At 44.1% G+C, this 12,459-nt stretch carries 8 protein-coding genes; 7 read left to right on the top strand and 1 reads right to left on the bottom strand.

Features of this window, described 5'->3' with window-relative positions:
* Positions 1–947 precede the first annotated feature (947 nt).
* The 3 genes from dmeF (at position 948) to ITG09_07895 (ending at position 4,677) form a co-directional block, all read left to right on the top strand.
* A complete protein-coding gene (gene dmeF, locus ITG09_07885; GenBank protein ID UPR53530.1) occupies positions 948–1,943 on the top strand; it encodes a CDF family Co(II)/Ni(II) efflux transporter DmeF in 996 nt (331 codons plus the stop codon).
* Entirely contained in the window at positions 1,921–2,337 is a 417-nt protein-coding gene (locus ITG09_07890; GenBank protein ID UPR53531.1) for a MarR family transcriptional regulator, read from the top strand. The genes dmeF and ITG09_07890 overlap by 23 nt, the downstream gene beginning before the upstream one ends.
* Positions 2,338–2,952: 615 nt before the next feature.
* Positions 2,953–4,677, top strand: a complete 1,725-nt coding sequence (locus ITG09_07895; protein ID UPR53608.1) for a methyl-accepting chemotaxis protein — start codon at positions 2,953–2,955, stop codon at positions 4,675–4,677.
* Between the two features lie 143 nt (positions 4,678–4,820).
* On the opposite strand, the gene ITG09_07900 is transcribed toward ITG09_07895, so the two are convergent.
* Complete coding sequence (locus ITG09_07900; protein UPR53532.1) at positions 4,821–5,060, bottom strand: secretion protein; 240 nt, start codon at positions 5,058–5,060, stop codon at positions 4,821–4,823.
* A 239-nt stretch (positions 5,061–5,299) separates the two neighbouring features.
* Between ITG09_07900 and ITG09_07905 the strand changes: the two genes are divergently transcribed.
* The 4 genes from ITG09_07905 (at position 5,300) to ITG09_07920 (ending at position 12,353) form a co-directional block, all read left to right on the top strand.
* On the top strand, positions 5,300–6,298 hold the full coding sequence (locus ITG09_07905; GenBank protein UPR53533.1) for a DHH family phosphoesterase: 999 nt from the start codon (positions 5,300–5,302) through the stop codon (positions 6,296–6,298).
* Between the two features lie 488 nt (positions 6,299–6,786).
* A complete protein-coding gene (locus ITG09_07910; protein UPR53534.1) occupies positions 6,787–8,976 on the top strand; it encodes a DUF5011 domain-containing protein in 2,190 nt (729 codons plus the stop codon).
* A 244-nt stretch (positions 8,977–9,220) separates the two neighbouring features.
* A complete protein-coding gene (locus ITG09_07915) occupies positions 9,221–10,141 on the top strand; it encodes a LysR family transcriptional regulator (protein ID UPR53535.1) in 921 nt (306 codons plus the stop codon).
* Positions 10,142–10,322: 181 nt separating this feature from the next.
* Complete coding sequence (locus tag ITG09_07920) at positions 10,323–12,353, top strand: TonB-dependent receptor (protein ID UPR53536.1); 2,031 nt, start codon at positions 10,323–10,325, stop codon at positions 12,351–12,353.
* Positions 12,354–12,459 lie beyond the last annotated feature (106 nt).

Consider the following 12,459-nt stretch of genomic DNA (forward strand, 5'->3'; position numbering starts at 1 on the left):
ATCTCAAATCATAAGCGAGATTCCCTATCACGTTCGTCCCTCACTGTAGGGAATGACGCGGAACCGTCGTTCCTTACTGGAGAAATAACGGGGTGGGATCATCCCTCACTTTGTGGAGTAACGATAACTAGGATAGAAATTTTAGAATAGTCGTCATTCCAGAACCGAGGAACGAGGTATCAGGAATCTCAAATCATAAGCAAGATTCGCTATCACGTTCGTCCCTCACTGTAGGGAATGACGCGGAGCGGTCTTCCTTACTGGAGGAATGCCAGGGTGGGGCCATCCCTCACTTTGGGGAGTAACGATAACTAGGATAGAAACTTTAGAATAGCCGTCATTCCAGAACCGAGGAACGAGGTATCAGGAATCTCAAATCATAAGCAAGATTCCCTATCACGTTCGTACCTCACTGTAGGGAATGACGCGGAGCGGTCGTTCCTTACTGGAGGAATGCCAGGGTGGGGTCATCCCTCACTTTGGGGAGTAACGATAACTAGGATAGAAATTTTAGAATAGCCGTCATTCCAGAACCGAGGAACGAGGTATCAGGAATCTCAAATCATAAGCAAGATTCCCTATCACGTTCGTACCTCACTGTAAGGAATGACGGGGTGGGGTCGTCCTTCACTGTAGGGAGTGATGAGATCACTTCATTGCAAAACAAATAAATTCCATCATTGAGTTTGTTTCAACTAGCCCACCTCACGTGGGCTTTTTTGTGCCTGCAAAGCCTAGATTTTACTGCATGAATAAGATCTGAAACGACCTAGCGCTGACCATCAACTATTAGTTCCGCAAATCAGTGGTTCAAAATTCGTCATTGACAAAGTTTGATAATCAAACTAAATTTCAATTAATTACTTTGATTATCAAATTACTTGTAAATCAAAGGGCTTTTATTAACAACGATCATCTAACCACAAACACCAGTTAAGGACGCTATTTTGAGTTTTCCAACACGTCATCAACACAACTTTTCCTCACATAACAGCCAAGGTGAGAAACGCACGTTCTATGTTTTGTTATTGACCGTCGTTACCATGGTTGTCGAAATCGTTGCGGGTACTATTTATGGCTCCATGGCGTTGCTTGCTGATGGTTGGCACATGGGGACGCACGCTGCGGCGTTTGGCATCACCCTATTTGCATACCGTTATGCGAAGAAGCATTCCGAGAGCGAACGCTTCTCTTTTGGTACTGGTAAAGTCAGTGTGTTAGGGGGCTACACCAGCGCGATTGCATTGGGGATTGTGGCATTATTGATGCTGGTGGAATCGGTTCATCGTTTGTTTAACCCACAAGCAATTCAGTTCAACGAAGCGATCATCGTTGCCTGTATTGGTTTAACCGTGAATGTGGTGAGCATGTTTTTACTCGGCGATCACCATCATGATCACGGACACGAGCATGGCCACAATCATAGTAAGAATCACGGTCATTCACATAGTCATGATCACGACAACGACCATGGTCATACACATGTTGAGCACCACGGGCATCATCATGACCACAACTTACGTGCAGCCTACATGCATGTGTTGGCGGATACTCTAACTTCGCTGCTTGCGATCGTCGCACTGCTATTTGGTAAGTTTTACGGTTGGAACTGGTTAGATGCAGCAATGGGAATGGTTGGCGCATTCGTGATTGCTAAGTGGACGATGAACCTTATGAAACAGACAAGTCCAATCTTGCTGGATGAGAATATCGACCAACATTATCGCGACTCAGTGACTGAAACCTTAACGCCTTATGCGTCGGTCACGGATTTCCATATGTGGAAGGTGAGTGGGCATCACTATTCAGCAGCGATTACTCTTGAATCAAACAGTGATAAAACCGTCTCTGAATATAAACAAATGCTCGCCAAGTTTGATAAGATTAATCATCTTACTCTTGAAGTGCATTCAAACGACCATGCGAAATATAGAACAGCTTAACCAAATACTGACCGAGTTCTACGATAAAATGTCTTCGTGGGAGCAGTCTGTTGTCAAAGAAACAGGTTACTCTTTGGCTCAAGTACACACCATTGAAGTACTTGGTATGCATGGCGCGTTAAGAATGAAAGAGCTCGCTGAAAAGTTGGGTATCACCACGGGTACGCTTACCGTTCAAATCGAAAAGTTGGTTAAAGCTGAATTGATTGAGCGCCATGAACACCCAACGGACCGTCGTGCAATTGTGGTGGCATTGACTGATGAAGGTCAGAAGATCCACGTTCACCATAACCAACTCCACTTGAATTTGGTTAATGAGCTGACGCAAGACATCGAAGAAGACGAAAGAGCGGTGTTGTTGAAGTGCCTAACCAAGATGGTGAAAGCGTTTTAGTCAGCCTTAAGTTCAAACACTCGCTTATTCGCTATAAAGCGATTGACTAGAAATCTAAAAATGGACCTGACTCGAATTGAGTAGGTCCATTTTTATTGCCGCTTACGCTCGACTGTACAATCACCACTCGATGGGTTCACCGTTTGAAAATCAAGTCGAAATCTCCAATATTGCTCTTCGCTCGTGCTCCTCTGATGAGCCAAAAAAGTGTCACCTATAACTGGCAGGTCAATAATTGACCAAGGCGTTTTAATTCAGAGCCTTACATAGCAGTGCATTCAGGCCTTCACACTCCGTCAAATAGCTGTCTCTCACTTTTATCATTCAACTAATGTATATGTAACTAATTTGTGTTATTGATAAATTTAACTTTAGTGGGTAGTCTCATTCGTTGTTTAAATGCAATTGAGAACGTTATAGCTAGTGGGCTCAGAAGCCACAATTTTAGACGCTCATTATCGGTAAAAGCCATAACAATAATCAATTCGCACGAGTTGGATATCCATTCTTCGATGCGATTCATTTAGATACTCATAGTTAATTTAGTAAAGACGAGCCACGTATATGAACATAAAGAAAAAGCTCTATTCGCTGGGGGTGTTCTCCATCTTCGGCATGATTTCATTGCTGTTTACCACATCGCAATTTGCAGACACCACCGCTCAAATGAGTGAAGCCAAACAAATCACCAAAGAACTCGAAGTGCGATTGCTCAACCTTCGCCGTAACGAGAAAGACTTCTTACTGCGTAACGATATGAAATACCTAGACAAGTTCGACGTAAACTACAACAAATTCTTAGCGTCTGAATCTGAGCTAGATGCAGTGCTCAGTGATCTAGGTTTAGCCAACAGCACACATCTACGTGAAGACATCGAAACTTACCACACCAGTTTTGTTAACTTAGTTAAAGCGAGCGAAGTCTATGGGCTAGCGCGTGACAAAGGCTTGCTAGGCGAGTTTCATGTTTTGCTCGATAACATCAGTGCGACGGCCAGCGCTGAACAAAAAATCGAGCTTTACTTGTTTAATGACCTGATTGAAAAGGGCACATTCGACCCGAGTGTGCTTTCTATTACCTCGAGTGCGAGCAGTTCAAGTGCGCTTTTAGATGCTGCAAAGCAAGTCGTCGCGCAGAAACGTGTGATTGGCATGAAGCATAATGAAGGCCTGTTAGGGCAAGCTCGCTCAGGTTCTCATGCGATTGAAACTCAATTCAAAGAGTTCTCAGCCGTGCTAGAGCGAGAAACCCAACAAGAGATGGACAAACTGTCGCTGATCAACAACATCCTTTGCGTCACGTTACTTGTGTCGATCATTCTGTTCAGCTGGTTAATTGTCCGTTCTATTATCGGCAAGATAGAGTCGTTACTCTCGGTGATCCGCAATATCGTTGATTCAAACGATGTGTCTATTCGCTCACACCTCGATGGTAAAGACGAACTCAGCACGCTAGGTCAATATTTCAATCAATTGCTTGACCAACTGGAAGGGCTTATCGCAGCATCTCAGTCTAAATCACTGCAACTGACACAAAGCACATCGAACATGCATGACGAGTTAGAATCAGTAATCAAACAGTTTGAAGTGCAAGCTAACCATACCTCTACCATGACAACCTCAGTGCAAGAAATGGTACTCACGATTGGCGAGATTTCAGAAAGCACATCGGTTGCGGCTGAAGGTGTACATCAAGCGAAAGTGAATGCCGATAAAGGCCGTGAAGTGGTTGTCGACACCATCAGCAATATTACTCAGTTGTCTGAACGCCTTTCAAGCAGCCAAGATTCGATCAGCTCGTTAAACCATCATGTTGACCAAATTGGCGATGCCGTCAACATCATCCAAGGCATTGCGGAACAAACCAACTTATTGGCATTGAACGCAGCCATTGAAGCAGCGCGTGCGGGTGAACAAGGTCGTGGTTTTGCCGTTGTTGCCGATGAAGTAAGAGCACTGGCTAGCAGAACGCACCAATCAACCACTGAAATCACCAGCGTTGTGACAGCAATACAGAGTCAAATGAACGCTTCGATGACCGAGATTGGAGAATGTAACCAACAAGGCCAACTGACTCTGAAAGATTCTGAAGAGCTCGATGCGAGCTTGCAACTTATCTTGAGTGATATGGAAAGCATCCAAGGTAACTCAGAGCGTATCGCATCTGCGATTGAAGAGCAGGGTGCAGTAATGGCGCAAGTGAGCGACTCAATCACCGAGCTGAATACCATTTCAAACGACAACAATGTTTCGGCGCAGCACTGTTTGATTGAAGTGGATAAAGTCGCAGAACAAGCGAACGACATGGACCAAGCGGTCGCACAGTTTAAGACTTCGTAAACATTCAGAGCAAACTAAACCAAAGGCGTGGATCATCTGCGCCTTTTTTGTGGCTGAGATTCAACTAGTTAAATGACGAGAATAAAAAACGGCCCGATCTGGGGGAAGATCTGGGCCGTGATATTACACCTTAATAAGGATAATTACTTATTTCGGCCTTCCAGCACATCCAGTGCCAGTTCAACCGCTTTATCAATATTATCGCATCCCGCTAACTTACCTGAGCTGATAGGACCAAGCACATTAGCGTATAACGAGAGCTGCTTGTTAAATGGCAGGCTCAACTGCTCATATAAACGCTGGCGAATCTCGGCATGTTGCTCAGGAGCATGAGCAGCAAGGCTTTTCAAAGTGTCATAAACAAGAGTGGTGGTAGTGTTCATTGGTCTCTTTATCATTAAGTGGGATGCGCTTATTTTATAATCTTTTCATGTTCTTTTACTGTGATATATGTCATACAATATTATTAATGTTTTTATCTTTTGAATCTAATGAGAATAAGGCATTCCAAAATAGACTTAAGTATCTGTGAAATATAACTAAAATAATGACAGACTATCGAATAGACGAACGTATTGGCGCGTTTCTGGCAAACGGTTAAAGCTATAGGAAGAGGAACAACATGCACTACGACGTATTCAACGGAGACGCAGATGGCATAATCGCGTTGTTACAGCTGCGATTAAGTGAGCCAAAAGAGAGCGTGCTCATTACTGGCGTAAAGCGTGATATTAAGTTGATCTCTCAAGTTGTGACTCAAATTATGGAGCCGGGCACGCAAGGTGACGTTTCTTCAGTTACCGTTTTAGATGTGTCGATGGAGAAAAATCTAACAGCATTGCATTCACTGCTAGACGCCAACATCCATGTATTTTATTGCGATCATCACCGCACGGGAGATATTCCTCAATCTAAGTACCTTGATGCGCTGATTAACACAACTCCGGAATGTTGCACCAGTTTATTAATCAACCAAAAGCTAAAGGGTGAGTATGTTGCATGGGCAATTGTGGCGGCATTTGGTGATAACTTAAAAGCGGTAGCGACACGACTAGCAACAGCTAGTGACTTTGACCAATCCCAAACTGACTTTTTAGAAGAACTGGGTACGCTCATTAATTATAATGGCTATGGCTCGTCGTTGAGTGATTTACATTTCACGCCAACTGAGCTTTACCAAGATCTTTATCAATATTCGAACCCGTTTGATCTCTTGGATGATAAAGATTCCGTATTTTTTCAACTTCGTGCCGCTTATGAAACTGACAACCAACAATTATCAAACCTAACCCCAATCTACGAGAGTGACGTCGCACGAGTGTTTGAACTACCAGGGGAAACTTGGGCAAGGCGTATTAGTGGCGTTTTCGGAAATGAAATCGTTAATCAAGATCCAGGTCGAGCGCAAGCCGTATTAACCAAAAACCAAGATGGCGAATCTTATACTGTGAGTTTGCGAGCACCGCTATCCAATAGGACGGGCGCAGACGAAATTTGCTCAAGCTTTGCAACTGGCGGAGGAAGAAAAGCAGCGGCTGGAATTAATCAACTTAATGAACTTGATAAGGTGAATTTTATTTCACGATTGGATGCATATTATTCATCTGATGCTGAGGGTTAACTGAAAAAATTCCGAGGTATACATCCAAAATCCCACAAATTCTTACTCCTATATTCCGTTATGCGTGTGTATCGCTAGCACATGTGTGATGGCTATATCTAGGTGACTTTAGTGACATCACTCGCAATGATATCTGATCTCAGGTCAGTAATTATGGTGTGTTTAGGGTGATTTTCCCCGATTTAAAGTTCGATTTTCCCTATTGGTTGTTTTTTATAATTCTCGTTAATTATCAAAGTGAATTAAGTGTGCTTAATTCATTGTTTTAGTGAATGTTATGGGCGTGATTTACAGGTTTTTAGCATTTCAATTTGAATAAAAAGTCAAAATCATATTGATTCGGATATTCAATCCGTGACTTAAAATCACAAGTTAAATCAAAGGTCATCTTTTCCTATAAATTCCATTACTTATCTATAAATATTCATGATTACAATGAATTGGTTCGGTTGTGATTGGCACAGCTGTTAAGTAAGGAAGTGGGACTAATGTTGAAACGTAAAGCTCTACAATTAGCAGTATCGGTCGGCATGGCGGCTATGTCTGGCGCTGTTTATGCGAATGGTTCAGATATGACGAATCCAGACTCTGGCGTCGTGGTTGGTTATTGGCATAACTGGTGTGATGGAGCGGGCTATCAAGGTGGTAATGCGCCCTGTGTGACGCTGGATGAAGTGAACCCAATGTATAACATCGTGAATGTGTCATTCATGAAGGTTTACGATGTGGCTGATGGTCGAATCCCAACTTTTAAACTGGACCCAACCATTGGGCTTTCAGAAGAACAATTTATTGACCAAATTTCTGAACTTAACAAGCAAGGTCGCTCTGTACTCATAGCGCTGGGTGGTGCTGATGCACACGTAGAACTAGAAACCGGTGATGAAAGAGCCTTTGCTGATGAGATCATTCGCCTTACTGAGCGCTACGGTTTTGATGGTCTAGATATCGACCTTGAACAAGCCGCAGTGACAGCAGCCAACAACCAAACCGTGATTCCAGATGCGCTTAAGCTTGTCAAAGAGCACTATCGCGCAGAAGGTAAAAACTTCCTTATTACTATGGCGCCTGAATTCCCGTATCTAACGACAGGCGGCAAGTACGTTCCTTACATCGATAACTTGGAAGGTTATTACGACTGGATTAACCCACAATTCTACAACCAAGGTGGCGATGGAATCTGGGTGGAAGGTGTGGGTTGGATTGCTCAAAATAACGATGCGCTAAAAGAAGAATTCATCTACTACATATCTGATTCGCTTATCAACGGAACGCGTGGCTTCCACAAGATCCCACATGACAAGCTCGTATTTGGTATTCCTTCAAGTATTGATGCTGCAGCGACGGGCTTCGTGCAAGATCCTCAAGATTTATACGATGCGTTCGAAACTTTAACGACTCAAGGCCAACCTCTGCGCGGCGTGATGACATGGTCTATCAACTGGGATATGGGTACTAACAAAAACGGTCAACAATACAACGAGCAGTTTATTAAAGATTACGGCCCGTTTGTCCACGGTCAAGTGACGCCACCACCAGTAGAGGGTGAGCCAGTTCTTAAAGGTGTCGAAAATGCCCGTGTTCTTCACGGCACAACGTTTGACCCAATGGAAGGTGTTACTGCAACAGACAAAGAAGACGGCGATCTAACATCTTCTGTCGATGTTGAAGGCTACGTGGAAACCAGTGTGATTGGCACTTACGTTCTCACTTACCGAGTGAAAGACAGCGATAACAACGAAACCACTAAAGCGAGAACCGTAGAGGTTTACAGCCAGAAGCCAGTATTTAGTGGTGTGTCTGACACAACTGTTGTGTTGGGAACTGCATTTGATGCTATGTCAGGCGTAACGGCGAATGATGCTGAAGATGGCGACCTAACAAGTACCATCACACACACTGGCAGTGTTGATGTGAACGAAATCGGCAACTACACGCTTGTGTATAGCGTAACAGACAGCGCGAACCAAACTGTAACCGCGGACCGTAAAGTGTCTGTGACTGATGGTTCTAACTGTGCTGCAGCATGGGATACCGATACTGTTTATGTTGAAGGCGACCAAGTGTCTCATGACGGTTCAACGTGGGGAGCGGGTTGGTACACTCGTGGCGAAGAGCCAGGAACGACAGGTGAGTGGGGCGTTTGGAGAAAAGTTTCAGATTCTTCTTGTGGTGGTAACCCAGATCCGGGCGATGACTTAGAGCTTTCTGTTTCAGGCCTTCAGTCAGAATATGCACTAGACAACGGTAATGTGCGTTTAGATTTGACGCTAACATCAAATGAAGCGTTAGACGTTACCGCTATGGTGATCAACAGTGCAGGTACTGTAGTTGAGCAAACTAAGGTTAACCTAACGGACAGTCGTGCTATTACCATCGACTTGTACGATGTAGCGGAAGGTCAATATGCACTTGAAGTTGTTGGTAAAGCAACTGACGGTGAAATGGTGATGGTCAACGATTCGTTCACGGTGAAAGACGGTGGCGGTACAACACCTCCTCCAGGTGATTACCCTCCATATGAAGCGGGCAAAAACTACGCAGCAGGTGACATCGTAGTCGGCAGCGATAACGGCCTATACGAATGTAAACCTTGGCCATACACAGCATGGTGTGCAAGCCCAGCTTATGCGCCAGCCGATAGCCAATACTGGCAAGACGCTTGGACAAAGCTTTAAGCTTGTACGCCTTAGGTGATAGAAACAAGTTAAGCTAAAACTGTAGGCGATTAAAGAGAGGTTATTTGGCCTCTCTTTTTTTATGTTCAAAGCTTTCTCACTTAGACCTTCTAAATCGGGTTAACCTGAAATTCTGCTCTGCATGTTGCGATAGATCAAAACAAGAGTGATTATCAATTGTATTCCTTGTTAGGAAGTAGCACTATGCGCACATTGAATTTTATATACAATTAATATTTGCATAATGAATCTTGCTCAAGTCGACCTCAATCTACTCGTTATTCTTAAACACCTGCTTGAAGAGAAGCACGTTTCCAACACAGCATTGGCGCTGGATATGAGCCAACCTACGGTGAGCCGATCTCTGCAAAAACTACGTACCGTTTTCAATGATGATCTATTGGTGCGAGCGGCTTATGGCTATGAGTTAACGCCAAAAGCGGAGGCCATTAAACAAGACCTCAACTCGGTTCTTACACGTTTAGAAAAGTTGGTACACGGTGATGTATTCGAACCGCAAAGCAGTGGCAGTACGGTTCGCTTCTTTGGCTTAGTGCCTAATGTCGCGCACTTGCTACCGAAGGTAGTTGCGGAGATACGCCAACAAGCGCCGAACATGACTGTTGATATCGACTCGATCCCTAAACGCCACTTTGAGCCTCTGTTATCCGGTGATGCGCACTTTGTGTTGTCGACCCATGAGCCATTGAGCTCTGAGCAAAACTTGTATCGAATGTTCGTGATTAGCCGCGATTATCGCTTGTTGATGAGTAAAACCCATCCTCTGGCGGACAAAGAGATCACCGTTGATGATTTGTTGAATAGCCAACTTGGCCAAATCTCATTGCAAGGGGATAAGAAGCTCTCGATCGAAAGTCGATTTAAAGATCTTGGCTTAATTGATAAGCAGCGCCAGTTGTCCATTCCAATTCAGCTTTCTAATTTTAACGTTGCACCGGATATGGCTGAAGCAACCGACATCATTTTTCATTTACCAACCCCTTTTGCTCAACAAGCCGCTAAGCAGCGAGATCTTGTTTGTAAACGCGTGCCTAAAGCATTACGCCACCCATCTGAAGACGTCTACCTATACTGGCACAAGCGCTTTCATAACGACCCTATGTGTCGCTGGGTTCGCAATATATTCAAAGAGCTCTATACATAATTCATCTGCAAGGTGAATGAGATTTGCGAACGTCCAATGAAATGAATATAGATCTCTTTTGTTATTTGAATGGTGAATAGCGAGAATCGATTTTTGGTATGAAACTTTAATTGATAAGAATTGTAGTGGGTTGTTTAATGCAAACTATTATCATTACTAATCACATATAAGAATGAATATCATGTCTGAGAGATCTCTTTTGATTCGCAAACCCCTTTCGATCGCAGTCGCTGTTATTTGTACGTCACTTTCAGCTAATGTACTAGCGCAAGAAGAAGCGCAAGCAACAGACGAGCAAATGGTTGTGACAGCTACTCGTACCGAGATGGCGCTAAAACAAGCGCCAGCTTCAATGTCGGTTATCACCGCTCAAGATATCGAAGACAGCCCAGGTATTACCTTGGCTGACATCGTTGCAGAATCAACGAGTGTTGAGTCTGATTTTGATAGCACACGTGCTGGCCGTCAGATGATCTCTATTCGTGGTATGGATTCAGATTACACACTTATCATGGTGAATGGCCGTCGTTTAAGCTCGGCGAGTGCCATCATCCGTGGTAATGACTTCGACCTATCAACTATTCCTGCTGATTCAATTGAACGTGTTGAAATCATCCGTGGCCCAATGTCTGCACTTTACGGTTCAGATGGTATGGGCGGTACAATCAACATCATCACCAAAGCACCTGAGAACGATTGGAGTTCTACAGTGAGCATGGACAATTCTTCACCGATGGATGGCAACGGTGGTCAAGAGTATTCAGTCGGATTAACGACATCAGGTGCGTTGATTGAAGACGAATTGTTTGCTCGTGTATCGGTTAACCAAACGAGTCGTAACGCATGGCAACCATACTCTGGTACGCATAGCTCTGGTTATGACCGTGAAGATGTAACGGCACTTGAAAACCGTGACACACTTAGCCTATTAGCTAGCTTGTCTTGGCATGCAACAGACAACCAAACCATCGACTTTGATTTTGGTTACAGTGATGATGAACGTTCGTCAGCAGCTGAGAGCTCAAGTTCAGTGATTGAATCTGATACGCAGGTTGTTCGTCATAGTCAAGCTATCACACACAGCGGCTTCTGGAACTGGGGTGATACTCAGGTACGTTATTCTCGTGAGAATGTGACGGACAATGATGCAGCCGATCTAGGAAATAATTTCAGTAGCGACATCGAAGAGTTGACTCAAATTGTTGAAGCGTCTGCAACTACTTATCTTGGTGAAAGTCATACGCTGACATTTGGTATGGATTACCAACTGAGCGAGCTGACGAACAAAGAGAACCTAGTGAGTGGTTCATCTGAAGCCTATCAAGGTGCATTGTTTGTACAAGACCAATGGTTAATGACGGATCAACTAACGGCAACCATTGGTGGTCGTTTAGATAAGCATGAACAGTACGGTGAAGAGTTTAGTCCACGTGTGTATTTGGTTCACCAAACAACGAATGACCTGATCATCAAGGGTGGTGTGGGTAAAGCTTTCAAAGCGCCGACATTGACTCAGAACCAACCTGACTACCAAGTTTCAAGCTGTAAAGGCGGATGTGCTTTGGTGGGCAATGAAGACTTGAAACCTGAAACAAGCTTAAACTATGAGTTGGCAGCCGTTTACACACAACCACGTTGGAATGTAGAAGCTGCAATATTCCGCAACGAAATCAATGATCTTATCGATAGAACGGAAGGTTACTGCCCAGAAGGTGGTGATTGGAACGAAAGTGCTCGTCAGTGTGAAGACTCTAATGGTTCCCCTACAGGTCAACTAGGCGCTAAAACATACGAAAACGTAGCAGAAGCCGTCATTCAAGGTGTTGAATTTGCTGGTCAGTTCCAAATTTCTGACGATTGGGGCGTCTCAGGTAACTATACTTACTTAGACACTGAAGACAAGTCGACAGGTGAAGAGCTACTTGAGCGCTATAAGCATTCTGGTTTCGTTAAGCTAAGCTGGAATCCGACTTACGACTTAAGTACATTCCTAAGTGCGCGTTACCGTGGTGAGCGTCAGATCGAAAGCGACCTAACTCAAGACGCATACACAACATTGAACATCGGCACAGTGTACAACGTGAATGATTCAGTACGACTGCGTGCAGGTATTTCGAACCTAACGGACGAGTCAGTATCTGACGAGCTAGAATATTTAGGTTATGTTGAAGAGCCACGTACTTACTACGTAGGCATGACGGCGGACTTCTAATCTAGAGTTCGGTCACCGATGGTTCAGCAACCGATAGTTCAGCAACAGATAACTTGATACAAAAGAACCCACACTGGCTGATGCTCTAAAAGGAGAACGGCGAGTG

This window comes from Vibrio cyclitrophicus, assembly GCA_023206055.1.
GTDB classification, from domain to species: Bacteria; Pseudomonadota; Gammaproteobacteria; order Enterobacterales; family Vibrionaceae; genus Vibrio; species Vibrio cyclitrophicus_A.